General features: G+C 30.5%; 22 protein-coding genes and 1 pseudogene. 21 read left to right on the top strand and 2 right to left on the bottom strand.

Translation table 11 applies throughout. The annotated features are described in order from the left end of the window. Positions 1–18 precede the first annotated feature (18 nt). The 13 genes from NSA23_RS04665 (at position 19) to NSA23_RS04605 (ending at position 11,602) form a co-directional block, all read left to right on the top strand. A complete protein-coding gene (locus NSA23_RS04665; protein WP_187116630.1) occupies positions 19–1,482 on the top strand; it encodes a 4-hydroxyphenylacetate 3-hydroxylase family protein in 1,464 nt (487 codons plus the stop codon). A gap of 46 nt (positions 1,483–1,528) precedes the next feature. Next, positions 1,529–1,813 (top strand): NifU family protein, encoded by a 285-nt coding sequence (locus tag NSA23_RS04660; protein ID WP_042679348.1) that lies wholly within the window; start codon positions 1,529–1,531, stop codon positions 1,811–1,813. Between the two features lie 24 nt (positions 1,814–1,837). Further along, the gene (locus tag NSA23_RS04655) at positions 1,838–3,136 is read left to right on the top strand and encodes an acetyl-CoA hydrolase/transferase family protein (protein WP_257490286.1); all 1,299 of its coding nucleotides are present in this window, start codon (positions 1,838–1,840) and stop codon (positions 3,134–3,136) included. Between the two features lie 11 nt (positions 3,137–3,147). Beyond that, complete coding sequence (locus NSA23_RS04650; protein ID WP_257490285.1) at positions 3,148–4,101, top strand: thiamine pyrophosphate-dependent dehydrogenase E1 component subunit alpha; 954 nt, start codon at positions 3,148–3,150, stop codon at positions 4,099–4,101. Positions 4,102–4,144: 43 nt separating this feature from the next. Continuing rightward, entirely contained in the window at positions 4,145–5,119 is a 975-nt protein-coding gene (locus NSA23_RS04645; RefSeq protein ID WP_257490284.1) for an alpha-ketoacid dehydrogenase subunit beta, read from the top strand. A 21-nt stretch (positions 5,120–5,140) separates the two neighbouring features. After that, positions 5,141–6,457 (top strand): dihydrolipoamide acetyltransferase family protein, encoded by a 1,317-nt coding sequence (locus tag NSA23_RS04640; protein WP_257490283.1) that lies wholly within the window; start codon positions 5,141–5,143, stop codon positions 6,455–6,457. A gap of 14 nt (positions 6,458–6,471) precedes the next feature. Beyond that, positions 6,472–7,842 carry a dihydrolipoyl dehydrogenase gene (lpdA, locus tag NSA23_RS04635; RefSeq protein WP_257490282.1) on the top strand — a complete coding sequence of 457 codons (1,371 nt, stop codon included), beginning with the start codon at positions 6,472–6,474 and terminating at the stop codon, positions 7,840–7,842. A 14-nt stretch (positions 7,843–7,856) separates the two neighbouring features. Continuing rightward, the gene (locus tag NSA23_RS04630; RefSeq protein WP_257490280.1) at positions 7,857–8,972 is read left to right on the top strand and encodes a 4-hydroxybutyrate dehydrogenase; all 1,116 of its coding nucleotides are present in this window, start codon (positions 7,857–7,859) and stop codon (positions 8,970–8,972) included. Positions 8,973–9,000: 28 nt separating this feature from the next. Further along, positions 9,001–9,387, top strand: a complete 387-nt coding sequence (locus tag NSA23_RS04625) for a cupin domain-containing protein (protein ID WP_042678390.1) — start codon at positions 9,001–9,003, stop codon at positions 9,385–9,387. A 21-nt stretch (positions 9,388–9,408) separates the two neighbouring features. Continuing rightward, on the top strand, positions 9,409–9,762 hold the full coding sequence (locus NSA23_RS04620) for a dimethylsulfonioproprionate lyase family protein (RefSeq protein WP_257490279.1): 354 nt from the start codon (positions 9,409–9,411) through the stop codon (positions 9,760–9,762). Positions 9,763–9,789: 27 nt separating this feature from the next. Beyond that, complete coding sequence (locus NSA23_RS04615; protein WP_257490278.1) at positions 9,790–10,479, top strand: DUF5058 family protein; 690 nt, start codon at positions 9,790–9,792, stop codon at positions 10,477–10,479. 30 nt (positions 10,480–10,509) lie between these two features. Continuing rightward, positions 10,510–11,190 (top strand): hypothetical protein, encoded by a 681-nt coding sequence (locus tag NSA23_RS04610; protein WP_257490277.1) that lies wholly within the window; start codon positions 10,510–10,512, stop codon positions 11,188–11,190. Positions 11,191–11,455: 265 nt separating this feature from the next. Continuing rightward, complete coding sequence (locus NSA23_RS04605) at positions 11,456–11,602, top strand: NUDIX hydrolase (protein WP_147524957.1); 147 nt, start codon at positions 11,456–11,458, stop codon at positions 11,600–11,602. Positions 11,603–11,730: 128 nt separating this feature from the next. On the opposite strand, the gene NSA23_RS04600 is transcribed toward NSA23_RS04605, so the two are convergent. After that, positions 11,731–13,122 (bottom strand): sensor histidine kinase, encoded by a 1,392-nt coding sequence (locus tag NSA23_RS04600; protein ID WP_257490276.1) that lies wholly within the window; start codon positions 13,120–13,122, stop codon positions 11,731–11,733. A 1-nt stretch (position 13,123) separates the two neighbouring features. Further along, entirely contained in the window at positions 13,124–13,855 is a 732-nt protein-coding gene (locus NSA23_RS04595) for a response regulator transcription factor (protein WP_257490275.1), read from the bottom strand. Positions 13,856–13,995: 140 nt separating this feature from the next. On the opposite strand from NSA23_RS04595, the gene NSA23_RS04590 reads away from it, so the two are divergent. The 8 genes and pseudogenes from NSA23_RS04590 to NSA23_RS04555 all read left to right on the top strand — a co-directional run bounded on the left by NSA23_RS04590 (position 13,996) and on the right by NSA23_RS04555 (position 23,178). Then, complete coding sequence (locus NSA23_RS04590) at positions 13,996–14,751, top strand: ABC transporter ATP-binding protein (protein ID WP_042678394.1); 756 nt, start codon at positions 13,996–13,998, stop codon at positions 14,749–14,751. Beyond that, the gene (locus NSA23_RS04585) at positions 14,748–15,470 is read left to right on the top strand and encodes an ABC transporter permease (RefSeq protein ID WP_042678395.1); all 723 of its coding nucleotides are present in this window, start codon (positions 14,748–14,750) and stop codon (positions 15,468–15,470) included. Before NSA23_RS04590 ends, NSA23_RS04585 begins: the two co-directional genes overlap by 4 nt. Then, a complete protein-coding gene (locus tag NSA23_RS04580; RefSeq protein ID WP_257490274.1) occupies positions 15,467–16,237 on the top strand; it encodes an ABC transporter permease in 771 nt (256 codons plus the stop codon). Before NSA23_RS04585 ends, NSA23_RS04580 begins: the two co-directional genes overlap by 4 nt. A 4-nt stretch (positions 16,238–16,241) precedes the next feature. Continuing rightward, positions 16,242–16,526, top strand: coding sequence for a hypothetical protein (locus tag NSA23_RS04575; RefSeq protein ID WP_042678398.1), 285 nt, complete (start codon positions 16,242–16,244; stop codon positions 16,524–16,526). A 110-nt stretch (positions 16,527–16,636) separates the two neighbouring features. Next, a complete protein-coding gene (locus NSA23_RS04570; RefSeq protein ID WP_042678399.1) occupies positions 16,637–17,998 on the top strand; it encodes an MATE family efflux transporter in 1,362 nt (453 codons plus the stop codon). 153 nt (positions 17,999–18,151) lie between these two features. Further along, positions 18,152–18,799 carry a TetR/AcrR family transcriptional regulator gene (locus NSA23_RS04565; RefSeq protein ID WP_257490273.1) on the top strand — a complete coding sequence of 216 codons (648 nt, stop codon included), beginning with the start codon at positions 18,152–18,154 and terminating at the stop codon, positions 18,797–18,799. A gap of 114 nt (positions 18,800–18,913) precedes the next feature. After that, a pseudogene (locus NSA23_RS04560) lies at positions 18,914–20,083 on the top strand (MFS transporter). 329 nt (positions 20,084–20,412) lie between these two features. Continuing rightward, the gene (locus NSA23_RS04555; RefSeq protein ID WP_257490272.1) at positions 20,413–23,178 is read left to right on the top strand and encodes a type I restriction endonuclease subunit R; all 2,766 of its coding nucleotides are present in this window, start codon (positions 20,413–20,415) and stop codon (positions 23,176–23,178) included. Positions 23,179–23,185 lie beyond the last annotated feature (7 nt).

The following is a 23,185-nucleotide window of genomic DNA, read 5'->3' as shown; positions in this document are numbered from 1 at the left end:
AAAAGGAGTGTTATTAATATGTCAATTAAAACTAGAGAAGAGTATATTGAAAGTTTAAGAAAATTAGACTTAAAGGTTTATATGTTTGGAGAGTTAATAGAAAATCCAGTTGACCATCCAATAATAAGACCTTCTATGAATTCAGTTGCAATGACTTATGAACTTGCAAACCAAGATGAGTATAAAGATTTAATGACAGCTATATCTCATTTAACAGGAGAACCAATAAACAGATTTTGTCATATTCATCAAAGTACAGAAGATCTAGTTAAAAAAGTAAAGATGCAAAGATTGATGGGACAAAAAACTGCGTCATGTTTTCAGAGATGTGTAGGATTAGATGCTTTTAATGCTATCTATTCTACTACATATGAAATAGATAAAAAATATGGAACAGATTATTTTGAAAGATTTAAGGAATATTTAAAATATGTACAAAAAAATGATTTGACAGTAGATGGAGCAATGACTGATCCAAAAGGAGATAGAGGACTTTCACCATCTGAACAAGAAGACCCAGACCTATACTTAAGAGTTGTCGAAGTTAGAGAAGATGGAATAATAGTAAAAGGTGCAAAAGCACATCAAACAGGAGCAGTTAATTCTCACGAACAATTAATAATGCCAACTATGGCTTTAAAAGAAAAAGATAAAGATTATGCAGTATCTTTTGCAGTACCATCTGATGCAGAAGGTGTATTTATGATTTATGGTCGCCAATCTTGTGATACTAGAAAATTAGAAGATGGAGCAGATATGGACCTAGGAAATGCAGAATTTGGTGGACATGAAGCATTAGTAGTATTTGACAATGTATTTGTGCCAAATGAAAGAGTATTTATGTGCAAAGAATATGATTTTGCAGGAATGATGGTGGAAAGATTTGCAGGATATCACAGACAATCATATGCCTGTAAAACAGGTGTAGGAGATGTGTTAATAGGAGCTACTGCTTTAGCTGCAGACTATAATGGGGTTCCAAAAGCTAGTCATATAAAAGATAAATTAATAGAAATGATACACTTAAATGAAACTCTGTGGGCTGGAGCGTTAGCCTGTTCCTATGAAGGAATTGAAACGGAATCAGGAAACTATTTAATAGATCTTTTACTTGCAAACGTCTCAAAACAAAATGTCACAAGATTCCCATATGAAATAGCAAGACTTGCTGAAGATATAGCAGGTGGATTAATGGTTACAATGCCATCAGAACAAGATTTTAAAGATCCTAAAATAGGAGAATATGTAGAAAAATATTTTGCGGGGAAAACAGGAACATCTACAGAAAATAGACTTAGAATTTTAAGACTTATTGAAAACATTACCTTAGGAACTGCAGCTGTAGGATATAGAACTGAATCTTTACACGGTGCAGGCTCACCGCAAGCCCAAAGAATAATGATATCAAGACAAGGAAAACTAGAAGATAAGAAAGAAATGGCAAGAATAATTGCTAAAGTAGATTACAGTAAAGATAAATAAACTAAGAATATAACCCAAATTAAATTTAAAATAGCAGGAGGACATCATGGAACTTAGATATAAAATAGAAAAAATAATAGAAAAAGATATTAGACCAAAGTTAAGGCTACATGGAGGTGATATAGAAATAAAATCTCTTGTAGATAAAGAATTAGTTATAAGACTTACAGGGAACTGTAAGAATTGTCCTTCTGCCCAAATGACTACGGAAGATATAGTGGAAAGGATTTTAAGAGAAAATTTAGGTAGTGAAATTGGAAATATAAAGTTAGATAGTTCAGTAGATGAAGATTTAATTAGTTTTGCTAAGAAAATATTAAAGATAAATTAGACGAAATATATGGAGTTGAAATATATGGAATGGAGAAAAATTTATGATAGTAAATTGGTAACTCCAGAGGAAGCAGTAAACCAAATAAAATCTGGAGATAGAGTAGTTGTAGGACATGCTGTAGGAGAACCCCAAACCCTTATTGATGCTATGGTAGAAAATAAGGATTGTTATGAAGATGTTGAAATTGTTCATATGGTAGCAATGGGAAAATCTAAATATGTAGAAAAAGGAATGGAGAAACATTTTAGACATAATTCTCTATTTGTAGGAAGTACAACAAGAGAAGCGGTAAAAGAAGGTAGAGCAGATTACATACCTGTATTCTTCTCAGAAATACCAAGTCTTTTTAGAGAGTTACTTCCTGTAGATGTAGCCCTTATACAAGCAAGTTCACCAGATGAACATGGATATTGTAGTTTTGGTGTATCTGTAGATTATACTAAAGAAGCATGTAAAAGGGCTAAATTAGTAATAGTACAAGTAAATAAACATATGCCTAGGACTTTAGGTGACTGTTTTATACATGTATCAGAAATGGATTTTATCGTTGAAAAAGATGAGCCGATTATAGAACTTATTCCTCCAAAAATCGGAAAGATAGAAAAAGAAATTGGAAGACATTGTGCGAGTCTAATAAATGATGGTGATACACTTCAACTTGGAATAGGAGGAATTCCAGATGCAGTATTGTCTTGTTTATATGATAAAAAAGATTTAGGAATTCATTCAGAAATGTTTTCCGATGGAGTAGTAGATCTTGTAAATGCTGGCGTTATAAACAATAGTAAGAAAACATATTTTAAAAATAAAATGGTAGCTACATTTTTAATGGGAACTAAAAAATTATACGATTTTGTTAATAATAACCCAATGGTAGAAATGAGAAGTGCAGATTTTGTAAACAATCCAGTGGAAATAATGAAAAACGATAATATTGTTTGTATTAACTCTTGTGTACAAGTTGATTTAATGGGACAAGTAGTTTCAGATAGTATAGGAAGTATGCAAATAAGTGGAGTAGGCGGACAAGTAGATTTTGTAAGAGGTGCTAGCATGAGCAAAAATGGGAAATCAATTATAGCAATGTCATCTACAGTTAAAGGGAAAGTCTCAAAAATAGTGCCTGTTATAGATAAAGGAGCAGCGGTAACAACATCTAGAAATGATGTAGATTATATAGTTTCAGAATATGGAATAGCAAGATTGAAAGGTAAGAATTTAAGACAAAGAGCAGAAGCATTAATAGAAATTGCTCATCCTGATTTTAGGCAAGAGCTTAGAGAAGCTTATTTAAATAAATATAATATAAAAAATAGCTAGGAGGAGAAGTAATGGAAGACAATAAAAAGGTATTAGCAAAAAAGTTTTATGAAGTTATGTATAGAATGAGAAGATTTGAAGAAGAAGTATTTGAATTTTATAAAAAAGGTATGATGCCAGGTTTAGCACACTTATATTTAGGGGAAGAAGCTATTGCAACAGGTGCATGTGCAGCTCTTGATAAAAATGATTATATAGCAAGTACTCACAGAGGTCATGGCCACCTAGTTGGAAGAGGTGCCGATCTTAATAAAATGATGGCTGAAATTCTAGGTAAAAAAGATGGATATTCTAAAGGAAAAGGTGGCTCCATGCATATAATGGCTTTAGATAAAGGCATTTTAGGAGCAAATGGTATTGTTGGCGGAGGAATCCCAATTGCCACAGGTGCTGCATACAAATCTAAATATAAAGAATCAGGAGAAGTTACAATAGCATTCTTTGGAGATTCTGCATCAAATCAAGGAACTTTCCATGAAAGTATTAATATGGCATCAGCTTGGGATTTGCCAATAATATATATTATTGAAAATAACTGTTTTGGCATATCTGTAGACATCAGAAAAGTTACAAAGGAACACCAATTATCAAAAAGATCAGTAGGATACGGAATAGAAGGAGTTACAATAAATGGAAATGATGTTTTTGAGGTTTATGAAACCGTATCTAAAGCTGTTGAAAAAGCTAGAAAAGGCGGAGGACCTACTTTAATAGAATGTAAGACATATAGATGGCAAGGACATCACGTTGGAGACCCAGCAACTTATAGAGATAAAAAAGAATTAGAGGCTTGGAAAGCTAAAGACCCTATCAAAAACTTATTGAAGTTAGAATTAATAGATGAAAGAGAAATAAATGAAATAGAAGAAAAAGTGGAAAATGAAATAAAAGAAGCAGTTAAATTTGCTGAAGATAGTCCATATCCAGAAATAGAAGAAGCATATACAGATGTTTTTGTAGATTAATTAAAATTTGTATTTAGTTTAAAAATAACTAGGAGGGAATTTCATGAGAAACATAATGTATAGAGATGCAATTTTAGAAGCATTAGATGAAGAAATGGCAAGAGATGAAAATGTTTTTGTAATGGGAGAAGACGTAGGTACAATAGGTGGTAACTTTAAATGTACTGCTGGATTATTAGAAAAATATGGAGATCTAAGAGTTAAAGATACACCAATATCTGAATCAGGATTTGTAGGACTAGGTATAGGAGCAGCTATAACAGGGTTGAGACCCGTTGTAGAATTAATGTTTGGTGATTTTATGATGGTAGCAATAGATCAAATTTGTAACCAAGCTGCAAAAATAACATATATGTCTGGTGGACAAGTCAGAGTACCGATGGTAATAAGAATGCCAATAGGTGGAGGTAGATCATCAGCAGCTCAACACTCTCAATCATTTTATGCTTGGGCGGCACATTGTCCAGGACTTAAAGTGGTAGTTCCATCTACTGCAGCAGAAGCAAAAGGACTTTTAAAAACTGCAATAAGAGATAATAACCCAGTATTATTCTTTGAACATAAAATGCTTTATACAGAAAAATTTGATTTAACTTCAGATGAAGACTATACAATTCCATTTGGACAGGCAAGAATTGTTAATGAAGGTGATGATATAACAATTGTAGCTACTTCTATGATGTTAGTTAAAACAGAAAAAGTTGTTAAAAAATTAAAACAAGAAGGAATAAATGTAGAATTAATAGATCCAAGAACTTTAGTACCTTTTGACAAAGAAACAATAATAAAATCAGTAGAAAAAACAGGAAAATTACTGATAATAGATGAAGGGCACAAAAGTTATGGAATAAGTGGAGAAATAACAATGAAAATTATGGACGACATATTCTATTCTTTAGATGCACCAGTTAAGAGATTAGGTACAGCAGATGTTCCGTTACCATTTAGTCCAGCTTTAGAATTCCCACTAATACCAGATGAAAAAGATATAGAAAAAGCAATAAGAGAAATGATATAAGTTTATTGAGGAGGAATAATCATGTCAGAAGTAGTTATAATGCCTAAACTAGGCTTTAATATGGATGAAGGTAAGTTAGTAAAATGGCATAAAAGTGAAGGCGATAGTGTATCTTCAGGGGAAGTACTATTTGAGATACATACAGATAAAACAACGATGGAAGTTGAAGCAGTAACAGATGGGATAGTACTTAGACTTCTAGTAGAAGAAGGAGAAGAAATGCCAGTATTTACTCCTATTGCAATAATAGGAGAAAGTGGAGAAAATCCAGATGAAATACTTAGAAAGTATAATGAAGAAAATGGAATAGAAACTGATGAAGAAAGTGGAGAAGAAGAAATTGTTGAAGAAACTGAAAATATAGAAGAAGTTGTAATAGACACAGATTTAAAACTGACTCCAAGAGCTAGAAGATATGTTAAAGAAAATAGTTTAGATATAAATAGTATAAAAAATATAGAAGGAACAGGATTTAGAGGTGGAATAACTGAAAAAGATATTAAAGCATCACCTATTGCTAAAAAATTAGCACATAAATTAGGATTAGATATATCTACAGTAGAAGGAACTGGAGTAGGAGGAAAAATCGTTAAAGATGATGTTCAAAGAAAATCCAATATATTACAAGAAGACCATACTAAGAGAGTTAAAGATACTATCCCATATTCAGGTGTTAGAAAAATAATAGGAGATAGGTTATCTGAAAGTAAATTTACAGCTCCACATTTGTACTTTAGTAATGATGTAGATACTACAAATTTAACTAAATTTAGAAAAGAATTGAATGAAAACTCTGATTTAAAAATTTCTTCAACAGATTTACTAGCCTATGCTTTAGGTAAAGCTCTTAAGAAATATCCAGAAATAAATGCATCATTAGTAGGAGATGTAATTGAACAGTATGAAAGTATAAATATAGGTATAGCAGTTGCAGGTAATAATGGATTAGTTGTTCCAGTAGTTAAAAATATACAAGAAAAAACTATTCAAGATGTAGCAAAAGAAACAAAAGATTTAATTTCTAGAGCTAGAGTAGGAAAACTATTAAGTGAAGAATATAACGGTGGGACTTTTACTATATCTAATTTAGGAATGTTCGGAATAGATAGTTTTACAGCGATAATAAATCCACCAGAATTAGCAATTTTAGCGGTAAGTTCAATTAATAAAAAACCTGTTGTAAAAACTAATAAAGATGGAGAAGATATCATTTTAATAAGACCAATGATGAATATGCAGCTTTCAGTAGATCACAGAATTATAGATGGATTATTAGCAGCAGAGTTCTTAGGATATGTTAGAGAAATTTTAGAAAATCCTATTAAAATTTTAATGTAATAGGGGGTAAAAAAATGGATTTTGAAGTAACTGTAATAGGTGGCGGTCCAGGAGGATACGCTACCGCTATTAAATCAGCACAAAGAGAGAAGAAAACCTGTGTTATAGAAAAAGAAAATTTTGGTGGAGTTTGTTTAAATGAAGGATGTATTCCAACAAAAACTTTAATAAAAACTATAAATGTTTTAGAAGAAATAAAAAGATCTAGTGAATTTGCAATTGAAGGCTTAGATACTAAAAATGTAAAGGTATCTATGGAAAAACTTCAAAAGAGAAAAGAGATGGTTAGAAAACAATTAGTTGGAGGAACAGAAAGTCTATTAGAATCCAATGGAGTAGAAATATTTAATGGAGAAGCAAGTTTTAAAGATAAAAATACAGTAATAGTTAATGGTAAAGAAATAACTTCTGAAAATATAATAATTGCTACAGGATCTAAAACAGCTGAAGCAAGATTTATAGAGAGAATTGGAGAAACCAATATTATAACAAGTAAAGAAGCTTTAGAATTTGAAAAAATACCAAAAAGTATATCTATAATAGGTGGAGGAGTTATAGGTATAGAATTTGCATATATATTCTCTAAATTAGGAACAAAAGTAACAGTTTTGGAATTGATGGATAGAATATTACCTATGGTTGATGAAGAAATCTCTAATATATTAAAGAGAAATTTAGAAAAGTCTGGAGTTAAAATCATAAATAACGCAAGAGTAAAATCTGTAAATGAAAATACAGTTCATTATGAATTTAAAGGAAAAGAGGAGTTTGTTATTAGTGAATATACACTTTTATCTATAGGAAGAACTCCAAATACTGAAAACTTAAATTTAGAGGCCGTAGGAATAGAATTAGATGGGAAAGCTATAAAAGTAGATGAATATTTAAGAACTAATATACAAAATATTTATGCCATAGGAGATGTAAATGGTAAATCTATGTTAGCTCATACAGCAAGTCATGAGGGTATGGTAGCACTAGATAGTATATTTGGAAAATTTAGAGAAATGGAATATGATAAGATACCATCTTGTATATATGTAAATCCTGAAATTGCTTCAATAGGTCTTACCGAAGAGCAAGCTAAAGAAAAATATGGAAAAATTAAAGTGGGTAAATTTCCAATCATAGGGAATGGAAAAGCAGTAGTTGAAGGAAATACAGAGGGATTGATAAAAGTTATATTAGATGTAGAATTAGATGAAATACTAGGAGTTCATATAATGAGTATTCATGCTACAGATATGATAGCTGAAATAGCAGCAGCAATGAACTTAGAATCTACTTCGGAAGAAATAATGAATTCTATTCATCCACATCCTACAGTATCAGAAATAATACCAGAAGCGTTTATGGCTGCTAATGGTAGAGCTATTCATTTTTAGAAAGGTGGAATAAAATGAAAAAGTTTGCAGTAAAACCAGAAATATATATGTACAATAAAGTAAAAGAATTTATTGAGGACATAAACATAAAAAAAACAGATTTAATAATAACAAATGAATCAAGATATAACCAATATTTTGGAGATCTAAATTTAGAATGTCATGTGTTATTTAGAGAAAAGTATGGCAAAGAAGAACCATCAGATGAAATGGTAGAAGCTATTTATAACGATATAAAAGATCTAAATTATAAAAGAATAATAGCAGTAGGAGGAGGTACTACAATAGATGTTGCTAAATTCTTTGCTTTAAAAGAATTATACCCAGTATTAGATTTATACGATGGGAAAATAGATATTCAAAAAGCTAAAGAATTAATAGTAGTTCCAACTACTTGTGGTACAGGTAGTGAAGTTACTAATGTATCAATACTTGAACTTAGAAGCAGAAAAACTAAAAAAGGTATGGCAGTAGAAGAAATGTATCCAGACAAAGCAGTACTTATACCTGAATTATTAGAAAAATTACCATTTAAATTTTTCGCAACAAGTTCATTAGATGCTTTAGTTCATGCTGTTGAATCTTTATTATCACCGAAAACATCTCCCTTTACAGAAATGTATTCATATAAAGCTATAGAAACTATACTTAAAAGTTATAAAATAATAGCAGAAAATGGAGAAGAAGCAAGAAAACCACTTCTAAATGATCTATTATTAGCAAGTACATTTGCAGGAATATCTTTTGGAAATGCAGGATGTGCTGCAGTTCATGCTATGAGCTATCCTTTAGGAGGAATATATCATGTACCACATGGAGAGGCTAATTATGCAATGTTTACAGGAGTGTTAGAAAAATATGGTGAAAAAACAGAAGGTGGTAAATTAGAAAAATTAAATAAATTTATCTGCGATGTAATTGGATGTAGTGAAGAGAATGTATATGAAGAACTTGAAAACCTTTTAAATAAAATATTAATGAAAAAACCTTTAAGAGAATATGGAGTAAAAGAAGAAGAAATATATGAATTTGCAGATAGTGTAATAGAAAATCAAGGAAGATTAATGTCAAATAATTATGTAGAACTTAATAGAGATGATCTAATAAATATATATAAAAAATTATGGTAAATATATAAACAATTCAGGAGAATGATTTATGAAGTTAATTAATTTATATGAACAAAAAGGTATAAAAATAGGAGAAGGAATGAATGAAAGAGAAGTAAAACTATTTGCTTCGCCTAAATCGGAAATTAGGAGAGAAGATTTTGCATTAGGATTAACTATAATAAAACCTGGACAAGTCCATGAGATGCATAACCATACAGATAATCAAGAAATCATTTATGTAAATAAAGGAGATGGAATAGCAGTAGTAGAGAACTATAAAGGCACTCATGAATTTAGGATAAGAGAAAATGATATTCTAAGTTTAGATTATAATGAATCACATTCGTTTATAAATGATGGAAAAATGGATCTAGAATTACTTTGGATATATTCTCCGTCAGGATTAGCTGAGGATAAATTTTTAATAAAATAATAAGTTTAAGGAGGAATTAAAATGAAAAAGGATATTAAATATTCAGTAGAAGTTAAAGATGGTTATGCATTTAAAGGTGTCGGTGGATTAGTTATTAGAACTATTCATCCAGAAGTAAATGGTTCAGATCAATTAGGAATGGGAGTAGTTTATATGTATCCAGGTGAAGAACTACCACCACATAGTCATTTTAATGAAGAGGCCTATTTTATCTTATCAGGAGAAGGCTATATGACAGTTGATGATGAAGAAATAGAATTAAAGAAAAATTTATCGGTTTATATGCCAGCAGAAAGTGTTCATTATACAAAAAATACAGGAAATGAACCGTTGATATTTATATGTGCTTTATCACCAGCTCCAATTGCAAAATAATTGATAAATTGAGATAGGAGGTAAGATATGGATTACTTAGAATTTGCTAATTTACCTATGATGTGGGTTGTATCAGCGCCTATAGTTTTAATAGCTTTAATACAAGCATTGGTATACTTAAAGCGTGCTTATTCAGCAGCACTTGAAATTGGTTTTGATAGAGATATGCTTAACAGATGTATAAGATCCAGTATAATAACTTCCATAGGACCATCATGTGCTATAGGAGTTGGTATAGTTGGATTAATGAAGCTTATAGGTGGACCAATGGCATGGCAAAGATTATCAGTAATAGGTGCTTTAATATTTGAAGGACCTAACGTAGCATTTGCAGCAGAAGGTTTAGGACTTACATTACATGAAATAACACCAATGGCTTTTGCAGCTATCTGTTGGGCAATGGGGTTATCAGGAATTTTTTGGCAGTTAAACGTTATATTTTTCGCTCCTAGTTATGACAAAATACTTCATAAGGTAACGAAGGGAGATGAAAAAATATTATCATTCATAGTATTATCCACTATGATGGCAATATTTAGTAGAAATATAATTCCAAATTTTCTTGTTATATCAAGATCAACATTTGCAACAATAATTGGAGCAGGTGTTATGGTTATTATGACATTGTTATGTAAGAAGTTAAAACAAGATTGGATAGCTGAATGGACATTACCAGTATCAATGTTAGTGGGTATGTTTGGTGCACTGGCATTTTAATTCAATTAATTAGAGTAAGGAGATGAAATAGTGGAGAATAAAAATAATTTCGATTATGAGAATTATAGCAAAGGAGTAATTAGGTGGGGAAGAATTACCCTGTTAATATCCATATTTCTAGCATTTTTACCTGCAATTTACTTGGCTGTAGGTCATGGACTTTGGCCAGGATTAGATATGATTAAGAAAGCATTTATTCCAATAGTTGCGGCTTGGGGTATCCTTTGGTTAATAGAGCCTATTAGTTATTATCCAATTTTAGGATTGACAGGAACATATGTATCTTGGCTTGCAGGAAACATATTAAATCTTAGACTTCCTTGTTCAATACTTGCACAACAAATAGCTGGAGTCAAGGAAGGAACTAAAGAAGGAGATATAATATCCACAATAGGATTAAGTACATCGGTGGTAGTAAATTTAATAATACTTGTCATTTTTGGTATAGCAGGTGTTCAAATATTAGAATTTTTACCAAACTCACTAAATGAAGCATTTGATTACGTTTTACCAGCAATATTTGGTGCTATGATGGCTTCTTATGCATTTAGAAACTATAAGTTGGCTATATTAGCCTTTGTAATAGCCCTTATAGTGAAGCTGGCAAAAGTTTCATCAGGATTAGAACTAATGTTAATTGTATTCCCAACTGTAATAATTGCACTTTTATTAAATAAAAATGCAAATAGAATAAAAAACACATGTAAATAATAATTGATATAATATTGATTATTCGTTTATATATTACAAGCTACTGCTAAAAAACATAAATTTGAATATCCAAAGCCATTGAAAAAACATCATAAAGATCAAGCTAAAAGTATAAAAGCCCTAACCTTATTAAATAGAGGAAGGGCTTTTTATTATTTAAAACATATTTATGATATAATAATGAGAATAAATAAGAGATAATTAGAGGAAATTGTTTTACAAGTTTCAAAAACATCATATTACTTGGAGAACAAGTCCTTTTATATTGGATAATGGAGAAGCAGAAATGGATATTGTGTTTATATGCAAATATCAATCAGGTGATCCAAAGCCAATATCAGATGATGAGGTTAGTGAAGTATATTGGCTGTCCAGTAATAAGATATTAGAGAATAAAATTGCACCTATATGATTAAAAGAGAGTATTAGAAAGGCAGAACGTGTGAGGTTACAAATAGAAAACTCTATGCCTTAATAAATTAAAAGTGAGCATATTTAAATGTATAAATATGCTCACTTTTAATTTTTTTACTACGACTTCTATAAATACATAGGTAAGGTTAATGTGACAGAAAATCCACCATAAGAACTATGTCCTACTGTAACACTTCCGTGATGTGCAGACATAATTTGTTTTACAATGAGTAGTCCCAAACCATGACGCTGTTCCGTGGTGTTTTCATCACAAACCATATAATGCGGAGTATTACTCAGATTTTCAATTTGTTCGTCAGTTGCACCGATACCATTATCATCAATTTGTATTTCGTATTTATCATCTTTTCCAATCATGGTTATATATATATTGCAACCATTTTCGTTGTGATTGATGCTGTTTTGAATAATATTGGTAACAGCTCGTTTTAATAATGCCTTATCCCCATTGACAAAGCATGTGGTAATGTCATCACTTGTTATCCATTCAATGGGATATTGTTCGCCTATATCCATGTTCATAAAATCAACAACTACTTGTCTAATGATTGATACAATGTTTATGTTTTCGAGATTAACAGGTTGCATATTATATTCCAGTTTGGATGTCAGATTGAGATCATTGATTAAATTTTTTATTCGTTCACTTTGACGACGGATAACAGCTGCTTTCTGTCGTTCTTCATCGGCGAGATGAGCGTGGGACTCTAACTGTCCAGCATATCCCATTATCATAGAAAGTGGTGTCCGTATGTCGTGAGACACCCCTGCAATCCAATTTGCACGGGCTGTTTCTTTCCGTTTCAATTGGTAATCCTTTGTTTCTAGTATCTCGGATGTTTTGTTAATGCTTGCAGCAATTTCAGATAATACACCTTTTTCTTTCACATGAATCTGTTTTTCAAGTGGTAAATTTCTGATTCCGTTCAAAATTGGATTAACGGACTTCAGTAATCTTGTGTTTGCAATCATGTAGATAACAAAGATAACAAAAATATTTCCTCCCAACACCAATAAAAGGATTTTGAAAAAATTAGCAATGAACCAATAGTCCCAACTGTTGTACATGTGCTTCCAATAGCTTGTTTTTGGAAAACCCAGTACAACTAAACCATCTTGGTGTTCACCAGTAAAAGTAGGATATCCTTTGATATATCCACGGGTAAGCATTGATATATCTGACAGGCTGTATTCTGTGGGTATCTCGTTTGGTAGATTCTCTGTATGCCAAATTACATTCTTTGTATTATTGTCAACTAAAATTGCCCAAGTATTATTGCTGTTCAGTTCTTTTGAAAGGCTCTCAGACAATATATAGCTGTTTTTACTTTTCGAAAGAGCCTTTGCCATGTCCGTTGCAGTTTTCCACGGAGAACCACTGGCAGTCTGATTGTAGCCGATAACAGCTATAGCAATAAAATTAAAAACAATTAAGAGAAAGCTGCTTAAAAGTAATATACCTATAAAACGTCTGATTAGTTTTGGTATACTTTTCATCTTATTTTCCCTCCACATTCAGCTTATATCCAAGCCCCCTTATGGTTATCAGAGAAGTGGGCTTGGACGGATTTTCCTCGATTTTTTCACGAATACGGCGGATATGTGCCATTAAGGAATTTTCATATCCAAAGGGATTATCACCCCAGGCAGCTTCACACAATGCGTCGATGGTTACAATCTTACCAGTATTGAGATATAGAGCCAAAAGTAAATCATACTCTTTTGCTGTGAGGGCAATGTGTTCTCCGTTTTTTATGACTTCGGCTCTATCAAAATCAATTTCACTTGCATGAAGTTTCACAAGAGGATTCTCGTTCTTATAGCTCCTACGAAGAATCGCACCGATCCTAAGTGTTAATTCTTTTGGTAAAAACGGCTTTACGATGTAATCGTCAGCGCCAAGTCCAAAACCTTTGAATTTGTCTTCATCCTCACCTCGTGCAGTCAAGAAAAGAATGGGATAATCTTTTGTTTGTTTCAATTGTTCCATAAGAGAGAAGCCGTCACTATCTGGCAGCATGATGTCAAGTATAGCTAGTTCAGGATTTGTTTCAGAAGCAACCTTAAGTGCTTCTTTTACACTCTTGGCTGTAGCTATATTTTCATATCCATCTTCTTTTAATATGGAAACAACCATATTTAATAGTTCTTGTTCATCATCAACTAATAATATACGTTTTTTTTTCAAGAAATTATAATCCATATTATTCACCTTCTTTATTTTTGCCATTATAACACATAAATAATACCACATAAATATATATTTTTATCATTCTTCTAAAAATGTAAGGTAGATGTAAGGAAGAGAGAAGGTTGGCATAAGGTTAATCATGTAAACTAAGTATAGTAACCAGAAAGGAGTAGATTGAAATGAATATTATTGAAACAAATAAATTGACTAAATCATATAGTGATTTTATGGCAGTTTCCAATGTGGATCTTCATATTCGCAAAGGTTCCATATATGGTTTACTTGGACCTAATGGAGCAGGTAAGTCTACTATTATGAAAATGTTTCTTGGATTGATGCAGCCAACAAGTGGGTCTTTTACCATTGATGGTAAATCCTATCCTACTGATAGACTGAAAATTCTTAGTGAAATAGGCTCTTTTATTGAAGGCCCAGCGTTCTACGGAAATCTTAGTGGAGAAGAAAATTTGGAGATTATTCGAAAGATTTTAGGATTGCCCAAATCTTCTGTTTCTGAAGTTCTTGATTTAATGGGATTAACAGAGCATCGCAAACGACTTGCTAAAAAATATTCTCTTGGAATGAAACAGCGTTTAGGACTTGCAGGTGCTTTAATTGGTAAACCGCCAATTCTTATTTTAGACGAGCCTACCAACGGCCTTGATCCAGTAGGAATTCATGAGGTTCGAAATCTGATTCGTTACTTGCCAAAGAAATTTGAATGTACTGTTTTAATATCTTCACACTTGCTGTCGGAAATAGAATTGATGGTAGATGATATTGGTATTCTTAATCATGGACAACTTCTGTTTGAAGGTACCTTGGATGAATTCAGATATAGTGCTGGTGAGAAAGGATATTCTACAGACAAATTGGAAGATACGTTCCTTACAATGATTGAGGAGGATAACCGGAAGCGAGGTGCTATTAGATGAGCATTTGTTTAGAGTATAAAAAGCTAAAGCGTACTGGATTTTTGCCAGCATTTTTTGGAGGTGGATTGTTGAGTGCCTTTGTTCCTATAGGAAATATGATGTTTCGCTCAGAAATCTTTGTAAATAGTCCAGAGCCGGCTTTGAAAATCTTGTTCAATGCAAATTGGCAGATGATGGCAATGCTCAATCTTTTTTTGATTGTTATTGGAGCATGCATCATGTACCATACGGAATATGCCGATAACGCTATGCAAAAAATGGATGCACTACCTATAAGACAAAGTAGCAACTTTTTTAGTAAATTTTTTATCTTAACAGTATCAATCATTGCTGTCTTGGCTATAGAGGCGGCATCCCTTGCTTTCTGTATACATCACTGGTTTTCGCTTTATGATGAGTTTGCAATTGAATTATTAAAGAGCATAGGATATGCAGCCATACTTGCTGTACCTACGTTGATATTGATGACAGGAATTGCATCGATTTGTAAAAATATGTGGATTTCTCTTGGTGTAGGGATTATATGTATGTTTGTAGCTACTATGATTCCTAAAACAAACTTTATACTTTCACTGTTTCCCTTCGCTCTTCCTTTTCAAACGCTTTGGGATACAGAGTCTACTAGAATATTCCAATTTATATGTGGTGTAGGTATTGAAACTGGAGTATTTGGAATGGCTGAACTAATTTACTTAAAGGTTAGGAGGAAATTTCAATGAGTTTTTTATCTTTGATAGGGGTTGAATTGAAAAAGATACAACATTCTAAAATTCTTTGGATTTTACTGATACCTATTGTATTGTTGTGGATACCAGCAGTTATAAATGCTGATTTGAATTTTGATACGCAGTTGGAGGGTATCTCCCCCGAAAACAACTTTCTTGTTCAAAGTTTTATGGGATTTGCATGGTTTATGTATCCAGCAAGCTTGGTAATTTGCACTGTATTACTAAATCAGACGGAGAGAAGTAATAGGGGTATTTTAAAAATGTTTTCGCTGCCCATAAGTAGATTCAAATTATGTTTGGCAAAATTTGTGGTTTTGTTAATTCTTGCTGTTGTTCAAATGGTAATAATGTTAACAATGTATTTCCTTTGTGCAGCTATTGCATCCAGTATACAGGACTATCAGTTTATACTATCTCCACTTATTGTGCTAAAAGAAGCTGGAATGATTTATTTGTCCTCTATTCCTATGGCAACTGTTTATTGGATGTTAGCCACTTGCATTCAGACACCGATTTTTTCAATTGGAATCGGTTTAGCAACCATCGTTCCATCTGTTTTGGCAATTAATACAAAGATGTGGTTTTTATATCCAATGTGCTATCCTTTCATGATAATTACATCTGAAATGCATAAGATGGCAACTAACTTAGGAACATTTTCATATAAACTATTCCCATGGATTCCTGTTGCTATGGCATTTACCGTTATATGTTTAGTTATTTCCTGTATCCGATTCGGACAGGTTGAAGGGAGATAATATTATGAAAAACAAAATTTTAACTGTTATCAACATAATTATGCTTTTTATCCCGTGGACAATTCTTCCACTTAGAACTAATGCGTGGGCATTGAAATCGCCCACAGCAGAAATTATGATTTCTGCTTATGCTGTTTTTATGATTTTCAGCGGCATCTTTACTATTTATGTATATATGAAAGGTAAGGTTAAAAACAATCTTATGAAAGTATGTACTGTTATCAATGGTTTATATGCTGTTGTAGGAGCAATAATATTTTTTATGATGATTTCCCAAAAGTTTATGTAAGAAAGAATAAAAAATGGCAAGAGTAAAATCTTGTCGTTTTTTAGTGGATTAAATTTTGTTAATTTGATACTATGAGATATTGAAAGATTTCTATATTGAGGAGGTATTAAATGAAACAAAATTTTGAAAATAGAAATCCTATGGGATATGAAAACATTCTTCCGTTACTTATAAAAATGTCTTTACCTGTTATGTTATCTATGCTGATACAATCATTATATAACATAGTAGATTCATATTTTGTAGCAAAACTAAGTGAAAAAGCTTTAAGAGCAACTTCATTGTCTTATCCAATTCAAATAATAATAATAGCTTTAGGAGTAGGTACAGGGACTGGACTAAATTCTCTAATTTCAAGATCACTTGGTTCAAAAAAACAAGAGAAAGCTGATCAAGCGGCATTGCACGGACTTATTATTGCTACTTTATCTTCATTAATATTTGTTATTTTTAGATATACTTTAATAAATGATTTTTTTAACTATTTTACAAAAGATCCTGAAGTTAAACATCTGGGTATAGAATATTTAAGTTTAGTAAGTAATTTTGCTTTTTTGTCAATTATACAGATTACGATAGAGAAGACAATTCAAGGAACAGGAAAAATGATTTGGACGATGATTATACAACTAATAGGTGCAGTATTAAACATAATCTTAGATCCAATAATGATTTTTGGTTTATTTGGATTTCCTGCTATGGGTATAAAAGGTGCAGCGTTGGCAACTTTGATAGGACAAGGTGCTGGAGCAATACTTGGAATAATTGTATTATTTTCAAATAAAATAGATTTAAATATGGATTTTTCCAAGTTTAAATTTTCAAAGAGTATTATAAAACAAATATATAATGTAGGTTTTCCAAGTATTATAATGCAGTCAATAGCAGCTTTAGTAACTACAATAATGAATTTGATTTTAATAAGGCATTCTGAAATGGCAGTGTCAATTTTAGGGATATACTTAAAATTGCAATCCTTTATATTCTTACCAGTATTCGGGTTAAGTCAAGGAGTATTACCATTAATGGGTTATAATTATGGTGCTGAAAATAAAGAAAGAGTAAAAGAGACTTTTAAATGGGGAATGAGATTAACTATTATTATAATGTTAATAGGAACTATTTTATTTCAGTTATTTCCTAAGCAGCTTATGAGCATATTTTCAAATAGTCAAGAAATGATAAATATGGGTGCATATACTTTGAGAATTATATCAATATCTTTTGTATTTGCAGCAATAGGAATAACTAATTCAACATTTTTTCAAGCTCTTGGTTTAGGAAGATATAGTTTAATAGTGACTTTTTTAAGGCAATTAATTATAATAATACCAGTAGCATATTTATTGTCATTTATAGGATTGAATTGGGTATGGGCAGCTTATCCAATAGCTGAGTTTGTTTCAACAATAGTATCAGTTATATTAAAGAATAAGGTAATGGAGAGATATGTAGATATATTACCAGAATAATCTTATATAGACTAATAATATAAAAAAGAATGTTTAGCTCTGAAGAATTTATTTCAGGGCTTTTTCTATGCCTAAATATTAGTAAATGGCAAGGGAAAAAAATCATGTTACAGTATACATACTATTGGTATGTATGGAAAGAGGAGTGATCTTGTGGCTAGGAATAAATATCCTGAAGAAACTATAGAACGCATTTTAGACGTATCCTTGGAACTATTTATTCAAAAAGGATATGAAAATACCTCTATTCAAGACATAGTAAATAATCTTGGAGGTTTAAGTAAAGATGCTATATATCATCACTTTAAATCTAAGGAAGAAATTTTAGAAGCTGTATCTAAACGTATTTATTCTTCTACAAAAACTTCTATGTTAAGTATAATAAATAGTAGGGAATTAACAGGATTAAAAAAGTTAAGAAAAATATTTAAGTACTCTATAGAAAATTCAAATCAAGATTTAATGTTTCCGGACTCACCAAAATTATGGGATAATCCTAACTTGCTTGTTATGCAAATGAAAGAACTTATGGAGGATATTGTTCCTAATTATATGCAACCAATTATAGAACAGGGTTTGCAAGATGGCTCAATTAAAACAGATTATCCTAAAGAATTAGCAGAAGTAATAATATTACTTTTTAACATTTGGATAAATCCATTAGTCTATGATGTGCCTGTTGAGGAACTAATAAACAAAATAAAGTTTTGTGATATCTTGTTTAAAGGGATGGGAATCGATATTTTAAATGAAAATATGTGTGAGAAAATTATTAAATTGAAAACTTTATCAACAAGATAGTATAAAATTTTAATAGCTGTCTTTAAGTAGACAGCTATTAAAAAAACATATACATACCAACGGTTGGTATTCAAGATAGAAGGAGATGTTTCATATGGAAAATAAATTATTTCTTTGTTTGGAAATGCAATTTTACAGTTTGTTCTATCCCTCTATTTACTAAGAAAAACTGGTTCTGTAGCTTTATTTGGGATCGTTTCAGCACTATCATTTATTCCTATGATAATTATGTCTTTAATTGGTGGGATTATTGCTGACAGAAAAAATAAACGAAATATAATGGTTATTTTAGATTTTTTGACAGCAATTATTGTATTAGTTTATGTTTTATTTTATAAAAACATATCCTTTGTTCCGTTTTTAATTTTTATTCTAATGACTTTATATGGAATACAAGGAACTTATCAGCCAGCAGTTCAGTCTAGTATTCCTTTGCTTTTAAATAAAGATAAAATAATATAGGGAAACTCGATTATAAACTTGGTTAACTCTTTGGTTAATTTAATAGGACCTGCGATTGGAGGAATCCTTTTTGGTGTTTATGGAATTATGCCTATTCTAATAGTTAGTATAATATGTTTTGTTTTCTCTGCAATTATAGAGATATTTATTGACATTCCTTTTGATGAAAATGTGTCTTCTGAGAGTATATTTTCTATTATTAAGGCTGATATGTCATTAAGTATTAAATTTATATTGAAAGAGAAATCAATTTTAGGAAAATCTATATTGATAATTTCTGCATTTAATCCATTTTTAACATCAATGCTTATTGTTGGTATGCCATCTATTATAATAAAAACACTAAATTTTAGTGATGAATTATATGGTATAACACAAGGGGTAATAGCAATGGACTCAATTATAGGAGGAATTATTACGGGGATTTTAAGTGAAAAATTAAACATTAAAAACTTGCACTATCTATTGATAGCTTGCACATTTTCAATTATTCCTATGATATTAGCATTATCATATACAACAGCATCTTTGTTTACCTATATTATAATATCTACAATGGGGTTTTTTATTATGATATTTGCAATTATGTTTAGTATTCAAATAATGACATTTGTACAGATACAAACTCCACCTCGAATAGTAGGAAAAGTAATTTCCTGTCTATTAGGACTATCTTTATGTGCTATGCCTATTGGTCAAGCATTATATGGAGTATTGTTTCAAAACTGGCTCAACTCTCCCCAAATTGTGCTTATAGGAGCTATTATTTGTTCTTTTATTATGTCAATTTTTTCTAAATATACATTTAATAAATTGAATTAGTTATAATTTTTGTAATAAAAAAATTAGTTAAAAGGTCTTAAAAATGAATATAGCTTATCTAAATCTACAATACTAGCATGGGTAAAGAAAGTTAAGCCTGTAGTACACAAGGATAAAGTAATTATTTAAGCTGACTATCAAACCTCATTAAAAAATAGGATAAGCATTGCTTATCCTATTTTTTAGTTCTTATTTGCTTTCGTCATTTGTTATTATTTATAATAACTATTGACAAAATTGTTTTAAATGATACCATGTTATTATGAAAAATAACAACTATATTCAAATAATAGTTATATTTTTAGACATTTAGAGAAAGGGTGGTCCTATTGGCATATCAATCTGAAGCAGTACTAGAACAAAATCTATTGAAATCATTAATTAGAAATGGTTATGAATCAGTAAATATAAATAGTGAAGAAGATTTAAAGAATAATTTTAGAAAACAGATCAGTGAGTTTAATAAAGATAAATTAAAAGGGGAACCTCTTACAGACAAAGAATTTCAAATAATAATGAATAGGATTGAAGGTAAGGGAGTGTTTGAATCAGCCAAAATTTTAAGAGATAAACTTGAAATCGAAAGAGAAAATGGTGAAAGACTTTTCCTTACAATAATGGATACACAAAAATGGTGTAAAAATCTATTTCAAGTTACAAATCAGATAACAGTAAGAGGAAAGTATGAAAATAGATATGATGTAACCATACTTATAAATGGTCTTCCATTAGTTCAAATAGAGCTTAAAAGAAGAGGATTAGATATGAAAGAAGCATTTAAGCAGATTTGTAGATATAAATCCCATTCATATACATACACAAGCCTATTTAGATATATTCAAATATTTGTAGTATCCAATGGTGTAGATACTAAATATTTTGCCAACTCTGATGGAAGCTTAAATTACAAATATACTTTCTTTTGGACAGATAAAGAAAATAATAGGATTACGAATTTAAAGGACTTTAGTAGAACATTCTTAGAAAAATGCCATATATCTAAGATGATAGCAAGATACATGGTACTGAAAGAAACAGATAAACAATTGTTAGTATTAAGACCATATCAAGTATACGCAGTAGAAGAAATAGTAAAAAGAGCTTTAGAAACTAATAATAACGGATATATTTGGCATACAACAGGATCAGGCAAAACACTTACATCATTTAAGGCAAGCCAAATACTTTCTAGCGAAGAAGGTATAGATAAAGTCTTTTTCTTAGTAGACAGACAGGATTTAGACCATCAAACAGAAAAAGAGTTCAATGATTTTCAACCAGGTTCAGTAGATAGAACGGATAGTACAGATAATTTAGTGGAACAAATAAAGGATATTATGAATCCAATCATAGTTACTACTATCCAAAAAATGAGCAATGCCATTAAAAATCCTAAATATAAGGATATTATGGAACCTTATAAAAATAAAAAAGTTATATTTATAATAGATGAATGTCATAGATCCCAATTTGGAAAAATGCATACAATTATAAAAAAGCATTTTGAAAACAGCCAGTATTTTGGATTTACGGGTACTCCAAGACTTCCAGAAAATAAATCAGAAGATGATAGAACTACAGCAGATTTATTTGATAAATGTTTACATCACTATTTAATAAAAGATGCAATTCATGATGGAAATGTTCTAGGGTTTTTAGTAACATATATAAAAACACTTGATTCTAAATTAGATGAAATAGCTCCAGAAAAAGTTCAAGCTATAAATACTGAGGAAGTATGGAAGGCAGATGATAGGATAGACTTAGTGGCAAGACACATAATAGATTATCACGATCAAAGGGCAAGAAGTAAAGGCTATAACGCAATATTTGCAACGGATGGTACAAAATCCTTAGTAAAATATTATGATAAATTTAAAGAATTGGATCATGACTTTAAAATTGCTAGTATATTTACCTATGAGCCAAACCCAGATTTAAGTGAAGGCAAAGTTCATCCAAGAGATAGTTTAGAAAGAATGATTAAAGATTATAACGAAATGTTTAATACTAACTATTCTACAGATAATTATGATGCATATAGAGCAGATGTAGACAAGAAAGTAAGGGAAACAAAGATAGATATACTTCTAGTTGTAGATATGTTTTTAACAGGATTTGATTCTAAAAAATTAAACACTTTGTATGTTGATAAAAATTTAAGATATCATAATTTACTTCAAGCGTATTCAAGAACTAATAGATTAGATTCTGATAAAAAACCTTATGGAAATATAGTATGCTTTAGAAACCTAAAAGAGGCTACAGATGAAGCTTTAAAAATATTTTCAGAAACTGATGATATAGATTCAGTTCTGGCTAAGTCTTTTGATGAATATTTAGAACAGTTTAAAAAACTAGTAGATAAACTTTTAAGTATTGCTCCAAGGCCTGAAACTATAGACAGTATTAAAAGTGAAGAAGAACAAAAGGAATTTGTAATAACATTTAGAGATTTAACCAAAACATTGGTTAAAATGGAAAACTTTGATGAATTTGAATTTACAGAAGAAAAAATAGGAATGGATATTCAAGATTATCAAGACTATAAGAGTAAATATCTACTTATTAAAGAAAATCATGATAAAAATAGAATAGAAAAAGTCTCTATTCTTGATGATATAGATTTTGCCCTTGAAATAATGCATAGAGATAAGATAAATGTCGATTATATTATGAATTTAATTAGAAAGATAGATTTAGAAAATGAAGAAAAACGAAAAGAAGATATAAACTATATTATAAAAGAATTAGATAGAGCTGATAGTATAGAACTTAGGAATAAAGTAGAACTTATTAAAGAGTTTTTAGATAAAGTAGTTCCAAAATTAAGTAGTGAAGATTCTATAGATAAAGCATTTACAGAGTTTGAAATAGAGAGAAAAGAAAAAATGATAAAAGAATTTGCAATAGAGAATAGACTTTCAGAAGAACAAGTAGAAAGGCTAATACAAGAGTATGAATTTAGTGGAATAATAAATAGGGAAGAATTAAGTGATATTTTGACAGAAGCAAAATACTCTATTTTAGAAAATGTTAACAAATCGCAAGAATTAGAAACATTTATAAGAGAGGTATCAGAAGAATATAAATAGGAGGGTT

This window comes from Anaerosalibacter massiliensis, from assembly GCF_024623155.1.
GTDB lineage: Bacteria > Bacillota > Clostridia > Tissierellales > Sporanaerobacteraceae > Anaerosalibacter > Anaerosalibacter massiliensis.
Note: the sequence above shows the minus strand (reverse complement) of the source record. Positions and strands in the feature narration are given on the sequence as shown.